This window comes from uncultured Winogradskyella sp. (assembly GCF_937958655.1).
Classification (GTDB): Bacteria; Bacteroidota; Bacteroidia; order Flavobacteriales; family Flavobacteriaceae; genus Winogradskyella.
This window is the reverse complement of record NZ_CALGNH010000057.1, coordinates 1-20242: the sequence shown is the minus strand read 5'-3', so window position 1 is coordinate 20242 and position 20242 is coordinate 1. Positions and strand designations below refer to the sequence as shown.

Sequence of the window (20242 nt, the reverse complement as noted above, 5' to 3'; positions counted from 1 at the left end):
TTTAAACAAATAGTTGGTAGAGGAACACGCCTTTTTGATGGTAAAGATTATTTTACAGTTTATGATTTTGTAAAAGCACACGAGCATTTTAATGATCCAGAATGGGATGGCGAACCAGAGCCACCAGAGACACTAACAGGAGGCGGAATACCAAAACCATGTCATATTTGTGAACAAAAACCATGTATTTGTGGAAAATCTGAAGATGAACTTTGTGCCAAATGTGATAACATCCCTTGTATTTGCGAAAATGAGCCTACTACATTGATTAAAATAAGATTGTCTGATGGAAAAGAAAGAGAAATAGATGCTACAGTAAAAACTACATTTTGGAGTCCAGAAGGTAAACCAATTGGTCATGAGGAATTTATGAATCAATTATTTGGTGAGCTCAAAACTATTTTAAAAGATGAAGATGAATTGCGTAAAATTTGGAGTTTGCCAAGCACCAGAAAAAAACTACTAACAGAATTACAAGAAAAAGGATATACAGATGTTCAATTAGAAGACTTAAGAGGCCTCGTTAAAGGCGAAAATAGCGACCTTTTTGATGTATTAAGTTATGTAGCTTATCACAAAGACCTTGTTCCAAGATTAGACCGCGCAGAGAAAGCAAAAATTCAAATGAATGATTACAGCCAAAAACAACAAGAATTTTTAAATTTTGTTCTTGAACAATATGTGAGAGATGGAGTAGAGGAATTGGATATAGAAAAGTTGTCACCATTATTAAATTTGAAATATAACAGCATATCAGACGCAAAAATAGAATTGGGAGATGTAAAGTCTATCAGAAACTCTTTTATAGATTTTCAGAAGTATTTGTATGATGATGAGGCGAGTTAATCCTCAAAAATAGCGCCTTAAAAAGTTACTATGTTATTTGTAAAGTCCGGATTAAAATAAGGGATTACTTAACTTTAAGCCTATGTGTTTAATGTCATTAAGATGGCTATTGAAAAAAGTAACTGTAACATAAGCCTCACTTAAACGTCATATAAGCATTACTAGTATACTTTACCATGAAATATCTTTCTTTACTATTCGCTTTTATTTTGGCTGTTCAATTGACATTAGCACAGTCTATTTCAACAGAAATCAAAGATCATATAAAGGCTAGAGTAGATAAAGGCCATAATGCCAGTGTCGCCTTAGCTTATATTAATGGTGATGAGGTGGCTTATTTCAATTATGGTAAAACCACGTTACCAGATGGTAAATCCGTAGATGAAAATTCGGTTTACGAGATTGGCTCTATTTCTAAAGTGTTTACCTGTATTTTATTGGCCGATGAGGTTTTAAAAGGTAATCTGTCCTTAGACGATCCGGTTTCAAAATACCTGCCTAAGGACGTCAACATACCACAACGTGATGGTAAAGTCATTACCCTAAAAGATTTAGCAACACATACTTCAGGTTTGCCAAGAATGCCAGAGAATTTTAATCCAGTAGATCCAAGTAATCCTTTTGCAGATTATACCATAAAACAGCTCTATGCGTTTATATCCTCTTATGAGTTACCAAGAGCTATTGGGTCGCAATACGAATATTCTAATTTGGGTATGGGTTTACTAGGACATGTCCTAGAGTTACATACAGGTAAAAGTTATGAAGATTTAGTAATAGAACGTATAGCCAAACCTTTAGATATGACGAGTACAGCGCTGGTTTTAACCGATGCTATGATAGCACGTTTAGCTAAAGGCCATAACGAGCAATTAGAAGAAGTGAGCAACTGGGATATTATTACCCTTGCAGGTGCTGGAGGCATCAGATCTACTACGAGAGATATGGTAAAGTTTATAAAGGCGAATAGGTCTAATGAAGATTCGGTACTTCATAAAGCTATGCGTCTGAGCCATGCGATTGCTTATAAAAAAGGGGATAGTGAGTTTCAGTTAGGTTTAGGTTGGCATTATGCCAGTAATAATAAAGTGGTTTGGCATAATGGCGGTACAGGTGGTTATAGAGCATTTGCTGGTTTTATAAACGATGGTGATAAAGGAGTGGTGGTTTTGACGAATTCAACAGCGAGTGTAGATGAAGTCGGTTTAAAAGTACTTGATAATAGTATTGAACTAGAATTACCCAAAAAGAAGGAATTTCCGGATATTATAGAAGTATCAGAGGACATTTTAGATACTTATGTTGGTGTCTATGAGTTAGCACCAGAGTTTAAAATTACAATCACCAAAGAAGGAAAGCAATTAGTTTTACAGGCAACAAAACAACCCAAATTTAAGGTGTTTCCGTCGGCCAAAAATGAGTTTTTTTTAAAAGTTGTAGAAGCTAGTATTACGTTTAATTCAAATACGACTGGTAAAGTTCTTAGCATGACTTTAAACCAAGGTGGTCAAAATCTGCTAGCAACGAAAGTAGAATAGTATTACCCCTCAAAATCAAAATCATCATCACCGTTGTTAGCACGACCTTTTCTATCGCGTTTATTTAGTTTTTGGTTAAAGCGGTAAATTAATGCCAAGTTAATTTGGCGCAATCTCCATTGGCTTTCGCTATAGCGTTCAAAAAAGTCGGTTGTTGTTAGCGATTGTCGTCGTCTGGAGTTCAGTAAATCCCTAACGTTTAAAGATACCGTAAGATTATTATTCAGCAGTTCCTTACTAAAAGCCAAGTCTATGGATAAGATACCATCCGTATCGGACTGCGCATCTTGGCGTGCACCTCTGTAACGTGCATTGGTCTGCCAATCAATCTGCCAAGGTAAGGTCACCTTAGAGCTAAAACGCGCAAACCAACTGGTATTCTTAGCACTATAATCTACACCGTTAAATGCACCTTCGGTTTCAAACTGAAAAAAGTTAAAACTAGAGTTAAGACGTAGCCATTTTTTTGGGTTGTATAAAATACCCAACTCCGCACCAGTACGCTTGTTGTTAGACAGGTTAATAGGTATGGTTCTAATAATATCAATACCATCAGTGGTTTGTTGTCCTGTATTTTCTTGGACACGTTCAAAGGAGTTAGTCTCTACTTGGTAATACACCGAAGACGTTAAGGTTAACTTATCCCAACGTTTTAAATAGCCTAAATCAAAGGCATTGGCAAAGGCAGGTTCTAAACTGGGATTGCCTTGAAAAACATTGGTACGACTAGATCGCGTAGGGAAGGGGTTAATAAAAAACCCACGAGGTCTATTGATTCTTCGGTTATACCCAAGTGTAATGCTTTCTTCACCATCAGAATCTGTACCACCTAAATTGTAAATTAAATTTACGGTAGGGAAGAGCCCAAGATAATTATTATCAAAATCGGTATCTATTGGAAATCCAAAAGCTTCTACAAGTTCTTCTTCTGTTAATCTAGAATCTATTTGTCCTTTAAGTTGTGTGTGCTCTAAGCGTAGTCCCAATAAAAATGAAAATTGACCTAGTTTAGTGCCATATTGTGTGTAAACGGCATTAACGTTTTCATCATAATCAAACACATTGGTAATGGTGTCATTAATAACCAAGTTACTTGTGTCTAAGTCTTCTTGGTCGAGCCTGTAATTAGTAACTTCATTTTCGAGATTACTTCTAAAACCAGCTTCAAAACGTGCGTTTTCTCCAAATGGCAATACATAATCTGCTTGTAATAAATATTCGGTTTGGTCTTCTGTCGTGGTCTCTTGTTCTATTTGAAACGGTTCGGGATTAATTTGATCTGTACTTATGTAATCTTCGTTTAAAAAGGTAAAACCATCTTCTGTCGCCGTCACATACTGAAAATCTGCCGTTAATTTATGATCGCGATCATCACCAAATTGCTGCACAAAGTTCAGGGCAATTTGGTACTGATTATCTTGCTCGGTTTCTTTTTCGCGGCGTAAGGTTTCTTCAACAATCATTCCGCCATTAAAACGCTCACTGCTGTTTAACGCAATATCCGCATCGCTTCCTAATCTGTAAAATAGACTTCCTGTAATTGAGGACTTATCGCTTAAAAAATATTCCATTCCAATATTGGCATTGTAGTTACGGTTTAAGCGTTCTACGTCTTGGTCTTCAATAATTCTTCTGAATTCGGGTTCAATGGTATTGCCATCTACAATGCGGTCAAAATAAGTGACATCAATAAAACTGGTGCGTGGTGCGTCAAAATACCTCCAGCTTAAATTGGTAAACAGGTTAAACTTTTCGGTTCTGTAGTTTAAACTGGTATTGAGTCCTACATTATCTGGATTACCAATAGTAAAATTGAAGGAGCCATTAAACCCAAGGGTTTCTTTTTGTCTTAAGATAATATTGAGAATACCTGCAGTTCCCTCGGCATCATATCTAGCAGAAGGTGATGTAATGACTTCGACACGCTCTATAGCTTCTGCTGGTAACTGACTCAGTACGTTGGTATCGCCAAAACCAGCTAGGGCAGAAGGTCTACAGTTTATTAATATTCTAACATTTTCATTACCTCTTAAGCTTATAGCTCCATCAATATCTACAGCTACAGAAGGCACATTATTTAAAGCGTCACTTACGGTGCCACCAGCGGTTGTGAGGTCTTTACCAATGTTATACACTTTTTTGTCTAGCTTAATTTCAACAGATGTCGTTTCTGCAACAACGGTGACTTCGTCTAAGCTATCGATATCTAGTGCTAATGTTACTGTGCCTAAGTCTATAGGCTTATCTATGGTTTTATTAAGGTATTCTTTTGTTTTGTAAGAAATGTATTCTATGTTTATATTGTAAGTCCCTACAGGAACGTCAATGTTAAATCTCCCTTTTTCATTGGTAATGTCACCAGTGACAACCTCATTAGTATTAAGGGTTTTAAAGGTAATAGTAGCATATTCTAAAGGGATATTAGAGCCTTCCTCTAAAACCATACCTTTAACCTTAACCTCTTTTTGGGCATATACAATTGAGGTAAAACATAAGATAATAGATAGGATTTGAGTAGAATATTGCATTACAAGGGGTTAGATATTTTGCATCTAAATGCTCAAAAATAACGCTACTTGTGCCCATTATGGTTAATCTTATGTTAAAGGTAAATTGATGATAAAAATGGTAAATAGATAATTTTTATTAATTCTTATCTTTTTTACGCTTTTTATTTTTCTTTCGTTTTTTCTTTACGTCATCTTCGTCAAATTCTCCTTTAATGAGCCCTTTAATCTTCTCCATATCACTCTTAGAGATAAGTTCTTCTAAGTCTTTAAAGTGCGAATCGTCTAGCTGTTTTATAACGGCTTCTCGTTCTACACTATGAGCGTATTTTCCTTTTAGAAGCACTAATTTTTTTTCAAAATAACTGTTGAGATATTGCTTTATAATTTCTTTCTGAAAATTATCTGCTTCTAATGTAGATAGGAAGTTGTTTAAAAACTCTGCTTTGCGTTCTTCTATTTGGCGCTCGCGTTTGGCAATTTCTGAAGCCGTTGGTTCGCGATTGGTCTGTGGGATTTGATTTAGAGACCTATTGCGTCTTATTTGCCCAGTAACGGTTTGGCTTAGTAAGAGTGTTAAGAGTATAAAAATTACTTTTTTCATTGTTTTATGAGTTTAAATAATGGTAGTAATATTTTCTGGTGGTCTACCAACTACAGCTTTATTGTTATTAATGACTATAGGTCTTTCTATGAGTTTTGGGTAGTTAACCATGGCGGCAATTAGCTCTGAGTCGGATAGTTTTTTTCCTTTAAAGTCCGACTTCCAAATAGCTTCGTTTTTACGTACCAAATCTATAGGATTTATGCCGAGCTTAGAAATAATGGCTTTAAGAGCGTTAGCATTGAGATGGTCTTCTAAATACTTTACTACTTCAAATTCTTGTTCTGATTGTTCTAATATAGCCAGTCCTTCTCTAGACTTTCTGCACCTTGGATTATGGTATATGGTTATCATTGTATTGCCCCTTAAATTAAGGGAATTTTATTTATATGGTTATGTTATAAGCCTTTAGAGCGTCCTTTAACGCTTCTGGTGATTCAAAATGTATGCCATTAATGCCTAAAGACCTGGCAGCTTCAATATTTCTTAGGTTATCATCAATAAAAATAGCGTTTTCAGCTTCAATATTAAAACGATTTAAAGTGATTTCATAAATATCTTTAAATGGTTTTCTGGTTTGTTCTTCACCCGAAACTACAATGCCTTCAAACCAACTTAAGAAATCAAATTTTACTTGCGCAAACGGAAATGTTTCATGACTCCAATTGGTTAATGCTACCACTTTATAATTAGGGTTATTAACAAGTGTCTTTAGTATTTTAACGGTGCCTTGTTTGGCATTGCCTAGCATCTCTGTCCAACGGCCGTAGTACATTCTAATATGTTTTTCGTGGTTAGGGAATAGTGCTATGCGCTCTTGTGTGGCTTTGTAAATGGGATGGCCTGCATCTTGATTTTCGTTCCAATCGTGGGTACAGATATTATCAAAAAACCACTGCATTTTGTTACGGTCTCCTTCAAACTCTTTTAGGAATACGTACTCAGGATTCCAATCAATAAGCACTCCTCCAAGATCGAATATTATGGTATCTATTTTCATTTTCGTAATATGTTTCAACAACTAACAACTAACAACTAACAACTAACAACTAACAACTAATATCTCATATTTCACTTTCCTTCTGTCCCATCATCATAAGATAGGCCTTTAGGAAGGATTCTAAATCACCATCCATTACGGCATCAACGTTGCCAGTTTCGTGCGCAGATCTTACATCTTTAACTAATTTGTAGGGATGCATTACGTAGTTTCTAATTTGACTTCCCCATTCAATCTTCATTTTACTGGCTTCAATATCTTCACGCTGTGCCATTTGTTTCTGTAGTTCAATCTCATATAATTGCGATTTTAACATCTGGAGTGCTCTAGAACGGTTATCGTGCTGAGAACGTGTTTCGGAGCACTGAATCTGAATACCAGTTGGTTTATGCAAGAGCTGCACTTTGGTTTCTACCTTGTTAACATTTTGCCCTCCAGCACCACTAGAGCGCGCTGTTGTAATTTCTAAATCAGAGGGGTTAATATCAATTTCAATAGAATCATCTACCAAAGGATAGACATATACCGAAGCAAAGCTTGTGTGCCGTTTTGCATTACTATCAAAAGGGGAAATCCGTACTAAACGATGCACTCCGTTTTCACCTTTTAACCATCCAAAGGCATAGTCTCCTTCAATTTCTAAGGTTACGGTTTTTATACCGGCAACATCACCTTCTTGGTGGTTAAGCTCTTTTACTTTGTAACCACTTTTTTCAGCATACATTAAATACATGCGCATAAGCATGCTGGCCCAATCGCAAGACTCTGTGCCACCAGCACCTGCCGTAATCTGTAAAACTGCACTGAGGCTATCACCTTCTTCTGAGAGCATGTTTTTAAACTCTAGCTTCTCAATTGCTGTAAGGGCTTTAGCGAAGCGAATTTCGACATTACTAAGTTCGGCTTCACCTTCTTTGTAAAATTCGTAGATGACTTCTAAATCTTCATAAAGTTCTTTAGCAGCATTGTAGTCGTTTACCCAACTTTTCTTTTCACGGATAGAGCGCATAACGTGCTCGGCTTTTTTGGAGTCATTCCAAAAATTGGGATCAAAAGTCTGTTCTTCTTCGTTGGTAATTTCTATAAGTTTAGCATCTAAGTCAAAGATACTGCCTCAGTGTGTCGAGACGGGAATTAAGATCTTTTATTTGATCTGATGTTATCATAAATTGAAGTATTTCTACAAATATAATATGTGCTATTAAAGTGCCATAATTTTGAATGGATTTTTTAGATTTTCCGTAATTTTATGTTTCCTAAATTAGCTTTACTCTTTCTTGGGGATTGATACTGAACTAAATTCAGCATAATATGAAAAAACGTCTTCTTTTTGTTACATTTTTATTGATGAGCCTTCTAATTAACGCTCAAATTCTGAAAAAACAAAATCTTAAATTATATGAAGGTTATTTTGATTTTTATTATGAAGAAAGCACAGATAAGATTTACCTAAAAGTTGATGAGACTGAAAGAGAATTTCTCTATGTAAATTCATTAGCTTCTGGTGTTGGAAGTAATGATATTGGTTTAGATAGAGGTCAACTAGGAAATGAACGCGTGGTGTATTTTAAGAAGGCTGGCAATAAGCTATTATTGATTCAACCTAATTTAAAGTTTCGTGCTAATACCACTAATGAGCTTGAGAAGAAAAGTATAGAACAGGCTTTTGCTAAGTCTGTTTTGTTTGGATTTAAAATACTCTCCGAGGAAGGTGAACCTTATATTATTGATATAACTCCGTTTTTAATGGAAGATACTCATGGCATTGGTAATCGTTTAAAACAAAAAAAAGAAGGAACCTATAAAATCGACGCTACAAAAAGTGCTTTGGCCTTAAAACGCACAAAAGCATTTCCTAAAAATGTTGAGTTTGAAGCTTTACTAACGTTTAAAGGGCAGCCTACAGGAAGAAATTTAAGAAGTGTAACACCAACTGCGTCTTTAGTAACTGTAATTCAGCATCATTCTTTTGTGCAATTACCAGACGCTAATTATAAGCCTAGAGTATTCGATCCTCGAAGTGGTGCCATATCCATGACTTATATGGATTATGCTACGCCAATACAAGAAACTATAACTAAACGATTTGTTATTAGACATCGCCTAGAAAAAAAGAATCCTAGAGCTAAACGAAGTGAGGCCATTAAACCTATTATTTATTACCTAGACCCAGGAACTCCAGAGCCTGTACGTTCTGCACTTTTGGATGGAGCGCGATGGTGGAACCAAGCTTATGAAGCGATTGGTTTTAAAGATGCATTTCAAGTGCAACTATTACCAGAGGATGTGGATCCCATGGATTGCAGATATAATGTCATTCAATGGGTGCATCGCTCTACAAGAGGCTGGAGCTACGGTGGTAGTGTTGTAGATCCCAGAACAGGCGAAATTATAAAAGGCCATGTGAGTTTGGGGAGTTTGCGTATTAGACAAGATTTTATGATTGCACAGGCGTTGATGAATCAACCCTTTGCGGAACGCGACAATAATTATGAGCCCATGTTAAAGATGGCTTTAGCCAGAATCCGCCAACTAAGTGCCCACGAGGTAGGCCATACCATTGGATTTGCACATAATTTTGCGGCTAGTGCTAATGATAGAGCTTCTGTAATGGATTATCCTCATCCTCAAATTACACTAAATAATGGTAACATTGATTTTAGTAAGGCCTACGCTAAAGGAATAGGGGATTGGGATAAAGTAACAGTAGCATATAGCTACACTCAGTTTGATAAGAATACCGATGAAAAGAAGGCCTTAAATGCGATCTTAAAAAAAGCTAAAGATGATGGTTTAAGATTTATTACAGATGCTGATGCAAGAGCAACCGGTGGAGCACACGCATTGGCGCATTTATGGGATAATGGTGGATCAGCAGAAAAAGAATTGGATAATGTTTTACAATTAAGAACACAGGCTATTAAGAATTTTTCTGTAGATAATATTAGAAATTACGAACCATACTCGGTATTAGAAGATGTTTTTGTACCGCTATATTTTTATCATAGGTACCAAACGGAAGCAACTACCAAAATTATTGGTGGTTTAGATTATAATTACGCTGTTAAAGCAGATGGACAATTGACCACAGAAGCTGTTGATCCTAAAATCCAAAAAGAGGCGCTGCGCTCAATACTTAAAACACTAAATGCTAAAACTTTAGCTATCCCAAGAGATAAGCTACATTTATTTCCACCTAGAGCTTATGGCTATTATAGAACTAGAGAATCTTTTAGTGGAAAAACAGGTGTTGCTTTTGATCCTCTAAGCGCAGCAAATACAGCTAGTGATATGACAATGAAGTTTTTACTGCATCCGCAACGCGCTAATAGACTAGTTTTGCAAAAGAGTTTAGATACTGATCAACTTAGTTTAGAAGAGCTACTAAATTCTCTTTTAAAATCTTCATTTGATACGACACATAAGGATTTATATTTTACTGAAATTCAACAACAAATTAATGTAAATATTCTAAAATATATTATGAATTTAGCTGTAAACAAGGAGAGCTATTTTCAAACAAAAGCAATTGCTAATAAAGCTATTTTTGAACTTTCAAAAAAGAATTTGAAATTTGAAGCTATGCAAATGCAATATGGTATTATGATTAAGGAATTTTATGAGCATCCTGAACGTTTTGAGCTAGAGATATCTCTTAGAATCCCTGATGGTTCGCCGATTGGCAGTAGTATTTGTACATACAACCAAAATAGAATGTGAATTTTCATTTTATCTTATTTTTTTCATTTAATTTGTAGTGTAATTACTATTAAATGAATAGCTCAGACAATACGATTTCGGTATTAATACCAGATACTGATAATGATAAATTATTGTCATTACAAGTTGTTAATTGCCTTTCAGTAAAAAAGAATATAAAAATCTATATTCTTACGTCTAAAAAAAGTAATCATCTACGCTATTCTTTAAACGTTAAACGTGTTACGTTAGTACCAAAATGTGATTCAATTGAATGGATAAATTACATTAACATTTTGGTTGAAAAGCATCGTATCGATGTTATTTTGCCAGTTTATGACTATGCTATAAATACACTCATAAAGTATAAAAATCGCTTAAATACAGAAGAAAAGCTTTGTGTTTTACCAGAGCTAAGGTTTTATGAGACAGCAAGCGATAAAGGACTTTTATATAACCATCTTGTAAAGTATGCACTGCCTTGTCCAAAAAGCGTAATTGTTAAATCTGATAGCTTACCTAATCTATCCGAATTAAACTATCCTATTATAGCAAAACCTGTGATTGGGTTTAGTGGAGGAAGACGAATATGTGTTTTGAATAATTATAAGGATGTTATTAAATATGTAAACACAGTTGATTATGGTGGCAATGCCATCTATCAAAATTACATAAACGGCTATGATTTAAGCTGTAACTTACTATGTAATAATGGTGAGCTTTTGGCTTTTACCATTCAAAGAGCCGAGTTATCTCGTGAGGTCGATTTTTCGCCACAATCTAATTTTACATTTATAAAAGAACCAAAACTTTTAGATATTTTAAAACAAATAGTAAAATCTTTAGAATGGTCTGGGCCGGCAAACATAGATGTTAGATATAGTACAGATGATAATAGCTTTAAAATTATCGAAATTAATTCGAGATACTGGGTTAATGTAGATGCCTCAGTACTGACTAATGTAAATTTCCCTTATTTACATTGTCAATTGTCCTTAGATAAACCGATTTTACAACCAGTAGAATCTAAAACAATGACTTATCTTAGTTTTAGAGGCTTAATTAAAACAATTTTAGAAAAACCATCTACATTATTTAAATTTAGATTTTTAAAAAATCATACTCCTTTAAAGTTTGCTCTAAAAGATCCACTTCCTATGTTTTATCTTTTTGTATGGAGAACCAGAAATATTCTCTTTAAAAAAGCTGCTAAGTAAATTTCGTATTCAACATTTATTTAAAAACGAAGTCATCTAAACAAGTGTTTTGTTTATGTAATTTGGCTTTATATAAAGTTAACATAAAACAAAAAAAGAGATGCAATTTGCATCTCTTTTTAGTGTTATTTTGGTATTTAATTTCTACCACCAGTAGCAATAATGTGCTGGTTCAATATATTCACATAATTCTCCACCATGAGAACTTGTACCACTTACTACTTCTAATACACCAGACTTATATCCAGGACCAATATTTAAGTAACAGTTAGTTTTGATTTTAGTATAGTAGCAGTTACCAACATAAATGTATAACCACTTACCAAATGAACCATCATGGTTTGCACCAGTTACAGCGATATCATCGTTAAGACCAACTACATCGTCAAATACTTTAACAGCATAACAAGTATTTTCATATTGTTGGTATACTCTTACTCTGTAATCATCGTGCCAGTTCCAGTTTAATGTTAAATCAGTTACTTTACCGATACAATCATCACACTCTTCTACTTCAGCTTCTGGTATATCTTTAGCAATTACTAATGCTTGTACATTATCAAAATCAGCTGGGATTAATAAAACGCCAAGTTTCTCACCACATGTTGGTTCGTAACCTTCACCGTTTGCAACAGATAATTCAAAAATTTCATCACCTTTAGCGTTATCAATAGCAGGTCTCCAATCTCCAGGAACTTGAGTTAAGAAATCAGTAAAATCGTTAACATAAGGTCCTTCAATCAATCTCCAGATTGCGTATTGAACATGACCATAAGTAAACTCAGATCCTTCACTTATATCAATATTATTAAGAATCCAGTTAACTTTATCAAAGTTTTGTGGGTTTGTGTAAACACTTTCAAATGCCCCACCTTCAAGGATAGCATCATCATAAGTAGATACTGCAGTAAAGTCAATAAAATCATCGTCAGCACCTAAACTAGGTAATCTGTCTGAACAATAGGCAGGAGTTGACTCACCACCATCCAAAGAAACGTCAAAATAAGCGTTAGCACCTGGCTTAGCTAATACTTCAATGTTTACAACAGAATTTAAACCTGTATCTAATAAATCTACAGAACATGTAGAACTTGTACTAGAGTTAGTTTTTTGAAAACTAGCATTGTTTCTGCTCATAACTAAGTTTTCACTATTCTCGTTGAACATAAGTTCATCTTTGGCCAATTTACCATCGCCAATTACGTTTCCGTCATCGTCAACCTTAATAACTGCTTTAGCAACTTCCTCTTGTTGCATAGTGTCTTCTACAGTATCATTTTGACACGCCGCCAAAACTAGTAGAAAAGAAAATAAAATTAATTTTGTAAAATGCTTCATAATTTTTTAATTATTAATTGTTAATAGCACTACAAATCTATTTGTTAAAATAGTTAACAAACAAAATAATTGACGAAACAAGAGATTTATTAGTTGAATAGATTAATTGTTTTTTTTTACCGATGAAATGATAACCAAAAGAAACCTTATTTTTGTTCCCCTAATTGAACTCTAATGATAATTGATTTAAGAAGCGATACGGTTACTAAACCGAATAAAGAAATGCTTAGTGCTATGATGGTAGCAAATGTTGGTGATGATGTCTATAAGGAAGATCCATCAGTAAATCAGTTAGAAACACAATTAGCAGAAATGTTTGGTATGGATATGGCACTTTATTTTCCTACAGGTAGTATGGCTAACCAAGCTGCATTAAAATTACACACCAATCCAGGAGAACAAGTCATTTGCGATAAATATGCACATATTTATAATTATGAAGGTGGAGGAGCATCTTTTAATAGTGGTGTTTCTTGCAAGCTTATTGATGGCTCTAGAGGAATGTTTACCGCAAAACAAGTTACAAGTGCAATTAACCCACCAGATTTTTACCATAGCCCATTAACGGCTTTGGTTGCCATAGAAAACACAACCAATAAGGGTGGTGGTGCCTGTTGGGATATTAATGAATTAAAAGCAATTAAAGACGTTACAACAGCTCATAAGTTAGGATATCATCTTGATGGTGCTAGATTATGGAATGCACTTATTGCTAAAAATCAAAACCCAAAAGAATACGGTCAATTATTCGATACTATATCAGTGTGTTTAAGTAAAGGATTAGGTGCTCCAATGGGATCAGTACTCATAGGTAAAAAGCAATTTATGCAAGGTGCTCTTAGAGTTAGAAAGATTTTAGGAGGCGGTATGCGTCAAATAGGTTTTATGGCATCGGCAGGATTATACGCATTGAGTCATAACTTGGAGCGATTGCAGGACGATCATATCAGAGCCAAAGAAATAGGTGAAGCACTAATTCAATTACCGCAAATAAAATCTGTTGAGCCTATCGAAACCAATATTGTAATTTTTGAATTAAAAGATAATTATGACGACACAGCGTTTCAAAAAACACTAAAGGCTAAACAAATTGAAATTATAAGTATGGGAAGCAATAAATTAAGAATGGTTACGCATTTAGATTACACCAATGAAATGCATAACTATGTCTTAAATACTTTAAAAACGCTTTATTAATAGGGTGTTTTTTATTTAAACATGTCCATACCTGGGATATTTGGCATGCCTTCTTTGGCTACAGCTGCTATTTCAGTTTCATGAACATTGCTGGCTTTTTCAATGGCTTTATTAAGCGTTAGGATTAAATAATCTTCTAGCATTTCTTTATCTTGGAGTAACTCATCGTCAATAGTAATAGATTTAATCGTTCTATTTGCTGTAATAGTTACTTTAAGTTTATTATTATTACTCGTCTCGTCAATAAGTACTGAATGTAATCGTTCTTTTGTTGCTTCAACTTTTTTCTGAGCTTCTTTTAGTTTACTCATCATTCCCATCATATCTCCAAACATAGTAGTGTGTTTTAATTATTACGGTACAAAATTACTAAATTGCGCCACCTTTTAGATTAATTTTTCTTAAAAAACAAATGACTACAACACCTAAATTTTCACCTCCAATAGCTAAAAAGAAACCGCATCAGTTAGAAAAGCATAACGATATAAGAATTGATAATTACTTTTGGATGAAAGATAGGACGCACCCAGAAGTCTTGAAGTATTTAAATTCAGAAAATGAGTATTGTGATAATTCCATGGCGCACACCAAAGATTTTCAGCAGCGTTTATTTGAAGAAATGAAAGGTAGAATTAAGGAAGATGATTCCTCAGTGCCCTATAAATATAATGGCTATTGGTATATAACTAAATTTGAAAAAGGACAAAATTACCCAATATATATTAGGAAGAAGGAATCACTAGAACATCCTGAAGAGTTGCTTTTTGATTGTAATAAAATGGCACAAGGTGAAAGCTATTTTAAATTAGTAGGTATTAGTATTAGCCCAGACAACAGACTTGTGTCTTACGGTATCGATACCACAGGACGACGAAACTACACCATATATATTAAGGATATTAAAACTGGTGAAGTAAGAACAGATAAAATTGAAAACACAACAGGATCATCAACTTGGGCAAATGATAACAAAACCTTATACTACACCAAAAAGGACCAAGTTACTTTAAGAGCGTTTCAAATTTACCGTCATAAATTAGGACTAGAAAACGATGAATTAGTATTTGAAGAAGGTGATGATACTTTTGGCACTACAGTATACAAGTCTAAATCTAGAAAGTATATAATTATAGCAAGTTACAGTACACTCACTAACGAATATCATATTTTAGATGCTGACGATCCGAATGGAAATTTTGAAGTATTTCAGCCAAGAATTAGAGGTTTAGAGTATAGCATTTCGCACTACCAAGACCACTTTTACATCCTAACAAATAAGGATAAAGCCATAAACTTTAAACTTATGAAGTGTAACATCTTGGACAGAGCAGTTAATAAGTGGGAAGAGGTAATTGCACATAGAAAAGACACCCTTATTGAAAGTATAGATATTTTTAAAGATTTTCTGGTAGTAAGCGAACGACGCAATGGGCTAAATGAAATTAGAATAAAACGTTGGGGCCATACTAAAGATTATTACCTACCTTTTGAAAACGAAACTTATACAGCATACACAACAACAAATGTAGACTTTGATACAGATCTTTTGCGTTATAGTTACAATGCTTTAACAACACCAGCCTCAGTAATAGAATTTAATATGCAAACCCAAACCAAAACAATTCTTAAAGAGCAAGAAGTTTTGGGTGGTGCGTTTAAAAAAGAAAATTATTACTCGGAGCGCATTTGGGCAACAGCAGAAGATGGTACCAAAATCCCAATATCTATAGTTTATAAAAAAGGGATACAATTGAATGGCAATAATCCATTATTACAATATGCTTATGGCAGTTATGGATCTACAGTAGATCCGTACTTTTCAACAATACGCTTAAGCTTGTTAGACAGAGGTTTTATTTATGCTATAGCTCATGTAAGAGGAGGAGAGTACCTTGGACGTCAATGGTATGAAGATGGTAAACTCTTAAACAAAAAAAATACATTTTCAGATTTTATAGCGTGTTCCGTTCATTTAATTAAAAGGCGTTATACGTCTTCAAAACATTTATATGCCATGGGAGGAATTGCTGGTGGTTTACTTATGGGTGTTATTAGTAATAAAGCACCAGAGTTATATAATGGTGTTGTAGCTGCGGTTCCTTTTGTAGATGTTATTACAACCATGTTAGACGATTCAATTCCATTAACCACAGGTGAGTATGATGAATGGGGAAACCCAAACGATGTACTATATTATAATTACATGAAATCATATTCGCCGTACGATAACATACAGCCACAAGCATATCCTAATATGCTAATTACGGCAGGCCTGCACGATTCGCAGGTGCAATATTGGGAACCTGCAAAATGGATCGCAAAATTAAGAGATCTAAAAACAGACGCTAATACAGTATTTCTTAAAACCAATATGAAGGCAGGTCATGGAGGGGCTTCTGGTAGGTTTGAAAGTCTTAGAGAAGATGCGGAAGAATTTGCCTTTCTACTAGATTTAGAGGGTATTTCAAACTAGTTTCAAAAAAAATGTTATTTTTGCAAGGTTTATGTGTCTAATATGAGTTAGGCAGCTGTAATCAACATTTATGGATAAAAACAAAAATGTATTTGATAATGTGCTTGATTTAATAGGAAGCACACCGCTTATCAAACTAAATAAAATGACATCGGATTTTGAAGGTGAGTTTTACGCTAAAGTAGAATCATTTAATCCAGGTCATTCTTCTAAAGATAGAATAGCACTTCATATCATTGAAGAAGCTGAGCGCAAAGGCATTCTAACTCCAGGTGATACAATAATAGAAACTACGTCTGGTAATACAGGTTTTAGTATTGCTATGGTGAGTATTATAAAGGGTTATGAGTGTATATTAGCTGTGAGTTCTAAATCTTCACCAGATAAAATAGATATGCTAAGATCTATGGGTGCTAAAGTATATGTGTGTCCTGCACACGTTAATGCAGACGACCCAAGATCTTATTATCAGGTAGCTAAGCGATTGCATGAAGAAGTTAAAGGGTCTATTTATATTAATCAGTATTTTAACGGTCTTAACCTAGATGCACACTACAAATCTACAGGTCCAGAAATTTGGGATCAAACAAATGGCGAAATAACACATTTGGTAGCTTGTAGTGGTACAGGAGGTACAATCTCTGGAATAGCCAAATTTTTAAAAGAGCAAAATCCAAATGTTAAAGTAATTGGTGTAGATGCTTATGGTTCTGTATTAAAGAAATATCACGAAACCAGAGAGTTTGATGATAAAGAAATTTACCCTTACAGAATAGAAGGTTTAGGTAAAAATTTAATTCCTACTGCCACAGATTTTGATGTTATAGATAAGTTTGTTAAAGTTACAGATGAAGATAGCGCACATACGGCACGCGAAATATCAAACACAGAGGGTTTATTTGTAGGTTACACTAGTGGTGCTGCAATGCAAGCCCTAAAGCAATTAAATGAAGAAGGTGAGTTTGGTAAAAATGATAAAGTTGTTGTTGTTTTTCCAGATCATGGTTCTAGATATATGAGTAAGGTTTACAGCGATAAATGGATGTCTGACCAAGGCTTTTTTGATAGTAAAAATGAAGTTTCTACTGCAATTGAATATATAAAGTAATATAATTATAGGATACAAAGCCTACCTTGGTTGGTAGGCTTTTTTTATGTTTAAAACTTAGTCTATAGTTCACTCTAATATTATTTGCAGTCATAATATTATTGATTAATTTTACCCAGACTAACAAAATATTTAAATTAACTTAAGATTTTCTCTTTATTTGTGACGTTTTTTTCACAAATTTAAGGTTAATAGCAAGCATATTTTATGAAGGATTTATTTGAGAAGATTTACAGAGATAAAGGGCCGTTAGGCAAGTGGGCAGCTCAAGCTGAAGGCTATTTTGTATTTCCAAAGTTAGAGGGTGAGATTTCTAATAGAATGAGATTTCAAGGAAAAGAAGTAATAACCTGGAGTATAAATGATTACTTAGGATTAGCAAATCATCCTGAAGTTAGAAAAATAGATGCAGAAGCTGCTGCAGAATACGGTTCAGCATATCCAATGGGCGCGCGGATGATGTCTGGTCATACCGAATTACACGAACAATTACAAAACGAACTCGCTGAGTTTGTGAATAAAGAAGCAGCATATCTGCTTAATTTTGGTTACCAAGGTATAATGTCTACAATCGATGCTTTAGTTGCAAAGGACGATATTATAGTTTACGATGTAGATGCGCACGCTTGTATTATTGACGGTGTTCGTTTACACATGGGGAAACGATTTACATATAAGCACAATGACGTTGTAAGTTTAGAAAAAAATCTAGAACGCGCCACAAAAATGGCAGAGCAAACAGGTGGAGGTATATTAGTAATATCCGAAGGTGTTTTTGGTATGCGAGGTGAGCAAGGACGACTTAAGGAAATTGTGGCTTTAAAAGAAAAATTTAACTTTAGACTTTTAGTAGATGATGCACATGGATTTGGAACATTAGGTGCTACAGGTGCAGGAGCAGGTGAAGAACAAGGCGTACAAGATGATATAGATGTTTATTTTGCCACTTTTGCTAAGTCTATGGCTAGCACTGGAGCTTTTATAGCTGGTGATAAAGAGATTATAGATTTCTTAAAATATAATTTACGTTCTCAAATGTTTGCAAAATCGTTACAAATGACCCTAACAGTGGGTGCTTTAAAACGATTAGAAATGTTACGTACTATGCCAGAGCTTAAACAAAACCTTTGGACTATAGTAAATGCATTACAGTCTGGCTTAAAAGATCGTGGTTTTGATATAGGTACAACACAAAGTTGTGTAACACCAGTATATCTTAAAGGAAGTATACCAGAGGCAATGGCGCTGGTTAAAGATTTAAGAGAAAATCATGGTATCTTTTGTTCTATAGTGGTTTACCCAGTAATACCTAAAGGATTAATTCTTCTAAGAATGATACCAACAGCTACACATACTTTAGAAGATGTAAGAGAAACCTTAGATGCTTTTGATGCTATTAGAGAACGATTAGAAAACGGAACGTATAAAAGAATGTCTGCTGCTTTAATGCAGGCTATGGGTGAGTAAAATTAATGCCCAAGTAGTTATAAATAATACATTGCAATTACAGCTTTATGAAAATATCATAAGGCTGTAATTTTTTATAATAGCTTTTTAAATGTTTTTCGTCTTTTATAAACTTCAGGATTAAAATGCTTCCAAATTTTATGAATAGCCTCATTATCTTCTAATTCAGGAGTTCTGTAACACGTTTGAATCCCTTTAATGGTAAATGTTTCGTAGTATTCGTTAAAAATCACAGCATGGACACCTTTGTTTTGATACTCTGGGTGAATCCCAATTAAGTAGAAAATAACATCTTTACTGTTTTTCTTGGCTTTGAGAATATGTGTAAATCCAAACGGAAATAGTTTACCATTGGCTTTTTGAAGTGCTTCTGCAAATCGTGGCATAACTATAGCAAAACCAATTAACTTGTCATTTTCGTCAACAACAAATTTTATATATTCTGGGTTAACAAAACTGATGAATTTGTTTTTAAAATATTCTTTTTGAATATCCGTAATTTCTACAAAAGAAGACAAGGATGCATAGCTTTCATTGAATAAATCAAACATACGGTCTACATAAGGCATAACCTCTTGAGTTTTTGTAAACTTTAATGCTGTAAGTTTATAACGGCGTTTTATAAGCTCTTGTGCTTTTTTAAAAGCTTCTGGTTTAACATTCTTAAATGGAAATTTACTTTCAGAATATTCCTTTTCAATCTTATAACCATGTTCTTTATAATGATTAACATAGTATGGATGATTGTACCAAGTAATCATAGGCGCAATACTATCAAAACCCTCTGTCATAACACCTACTTTGTCCAAATTAGAGAAACCTACGGGTCCTTCTGTGTATTCTAGTTGGTGTTCTTTTCCTATGGTCTCTACAGTTTGTAAAAGCGCCTTACTGACTTCATAATCATCAATAAAATCAAACCAACCAAAGCGCATTTTTTTTATGCTTTGTTTGTTAACTTCTAACCAGTTTATAATAGCCGCAACCCTACCTACAATAGTATTGCCTTTATAGGCTAAAAAGAAACGTGCTTCGGCATCCTTAAAAATTGGATTTTTATCTTTATTGAAGGTTTCTAACTCTTGCTTAATAATAGGTGGGACCCAATTATTAGAATTTTTGTAAAGCGAAAAAGGAAATGTTACAAATGCTTTGAGTTCTTTTTTAGATGTAGCTTCTTTAATTGTTATCATACAATCTTTAATGGTGTCTTTTTAGACTTAAAACGACTTTTAGTTCTTTCTATCT

Annotated in this window: 16 protein-coding genes; 8 read left to right on the top strand and 8 right to left on the bottom strand. The window is 34.3% G+C overall.

Annotated features, from left to right (window positions below; translation table 11 throughout):
• Both Q0800_RS10950 and Q0800_RS10945 read left to right on the top strand, forming a co-directional pair.
• Positions 1-846: type I restriction-modification enzyme R subunit C-terminal domain-containing protein (locus Q0800_RS10950; RefSeq protein ID WP_299129508.1), on the top strand; the 846-nt coding region annotated here is incomplete at its 5' end.
• Positions 847-1022: 176 nt separating this feature from the next.
• Positions 1023-2384: a serine hydrolase gene (locus Q0800_RS10945; RefSeq protein ID WP_299129506.1), complete on the top strand. Its 1362-nt coding sequence runs from the start codon at positions 1023-1025 to the stop codon at positions 2382-2384.
• A 2-nt stretch (positions 2385-2386) separates the two neighbouring features.
• On the opposite strand, the gene Q0800_RS10940 is transcribed toward Q0800_RS10945, so the two are convergent.
• The 5 genes from Q0800_RS10940 to prfB form a co-directional block, all read right to left on the bottom strand.
• Positions 2387-4912 (bottom strand): outer membrane beta-barrel family protein, encoded by a 2526-nt coding sequence (locus tag Q0800_RS10940; RefSeq protein WP_299129504.1) that lies wholly within the window; start codon positions 4910-4912, stop codon positions 2387-2389.
• A gap of 118 nt (positions 4913-5030) precedes the next feature.
• The gene (locus tag Q0800_RS10935) at positions 5031-5495 is read right to left on the bottom strand and encodes a hypothetical protein (protein ID WP_299129502.1); all 465 of its coding nucleotides are present in this window, start codon (positions 5493-5495) and stop codon (positions 5031-5033) included.
• Between the two features lie 12 nt (positions 5496-5507).
• On the bottom strand, positions 5508-5849 hold the full coding sequence (gene arsC, locus Q0800_RS10930) for an arsenate reductase (glutaredoxin) (protein ID WP_299129500.1): 342 nt from the start codon (positions 5847-5849) through the stop codon (positions 5508-5510).
• Between the two features lie 31 nt (positions 5850-5880).
• Positions 5881-6495: an HAD family phosphatase gene (locus tag Q0800_RS10925; protein ID WP_299129498.1), complete on the bottom strand. Its 615-nt coding sequence runs from the start codon at positions 6493-6495 to the stop codon at positions 5881-5883.
• Between the two features lie 64 nt (positions 6496-6559).
• A protein-coding gene (gene prfB / locus Q0800_RS10920) for a peptide chain release factor 2 (RefSeq protein ID WP_299129496.1) occupies positions 6560-7661 on the bottom strand; the annotation gives its coding sequence in 2 pieces (ribosomal slippage) (positions 6560-7597 and positions 7599-7661; 1101 coding nt in all).
• Between the two features lie 145 nt (positions 7662-7806).
• Here prfB and Q0800_RS10915 point away from each other — a divergent pair.
• Together Q0800_RS10915 and Q0800_RS10910 are read left to right on the top strand one after the other, a co-directional pair.
• Positions 7807-10215 (top strand): zinc-dependent metalloprotease, encoded by a 2409-nt coding sequence (locus tag Q0800_RS10915; RefSeq protein ID WP_299129494.1) that lies wholly within the window; start codon positions 7807-7809, stop codon positions 10213-10215.
• Between the two features lie 53 nt (positions 10216-10268).
• Positions 10269-11411 (top strand): ATP-grasp domain-containing protein, encoded by a 1143-nt coding sequence (locus Q0800_RS10910; protein ID WP_299129492.1) that lies wholly within the window; start codon positions 10269-10271, stop codon positions 11409-11411.
• A gap of 144 nt (positions 11412-11555) precedes the next feature.
• Here Q0800_RS10910 and Q0800_RS10905 read toward each other — a convergent pair whose 3' ends face one another.
• A complete protein-coding gene (locus Q0800_RS10905) occupies positions 11556-12749 on the bottom strand; it encodes a hypothetical protein (RefSeq protein WP_299129490.1) in 1194 nt (397 codons plus the stop codon).
• A 174-nt stretch (positions 12750-12923) separates the two neighbouring features.
• Between Q0800_RS10905 and Q0800_RS10900 the strand changes: the two genes are divergently transcribed.
• Entirely contained in the window at positions 12924-13946 is a 1023-nt protein-coding gene (locus Q0800_RS10900) for a GntG family PLP-dependent aldolase (protein ID WP_299129489.1), read from the top strand.
• A gap of 11 nt (positions 13947-13957) precedes the next feature.
• On the opposite strand, the gene Q0800_RS10895 is transcribed toward Q0800_RS10900, so the two are convergent.
• Positions 13958-14281, bottom strand: coding sequence for a YbaB/EbfC family nucleoid-associated protein (locus tag Q0800_RS10895; protein ID WP_299129487.1), 324 nt, complete (start codon positions 14279-14281; stop codon positions 13958-13960).
• A gap of 77 nt (positions 14282-14358) precedes the next feature.
• On the opposite strand from Q0800_RS10895, the gene Q0800_RS10890 reads away from it, so the two are divergent.
• From Q0800_RS10890 to Q0800_RS10880, 3 genes are all read left to right on the top strand, one after another.
• Positions 14359-16419, top strand: coding sequence for a S9 family peptidase (locus tag Q0800_RS10890; protein ID WP_299129485.1), 2061 nt, complete (start codon positions 14359-14361; stop codon positions 16417-16419).
• Positions 16420-16489: 70 nt separating this feature from the next.
• Positions 16490-17527, top strand: coding sequence for a cysteine synthase family protein (locus tag Q0800_RS10885; RefSeq protein WP_299129483.1), 1038 nt, complete (start codon positions 16490-16492; stop codon positions 17525-17527).
• Between the two features lie 207 nt (positions 17528-17734).
• Positions 17735-18994 carry an aminotransferase class I/II-fold pyridoxal phosphate-dependent enzyme gene (locus tag Q0800_RS10880; RefSeq protein WP_299129481.1) on the top strand — a complete coding sequence of 420 codons (1260 nt, stop codon included), beginning with the start codon at positions 17735-17737 and terminating at the stop codon, positions 18992-18994.
• A gap of 74 nt (positions 18995-19068) precedes the next feature.
• Here the strand turns inward: Q0800_RS10880 and Q0800_RS10875 are convergent, their stop codons facing one another.
• Positions 19069-20187, bottom strand: coding sequence for a GTP cyclohydrolase (locus Q0800_RS10875; protein WP_299129479.1), 1119 nt, complete (start codon positions 20185-20187; stop codon positions 19069-19071).
• Between the last annotated feature and the right edge of the window lie 55 nt (positions 20188-20242).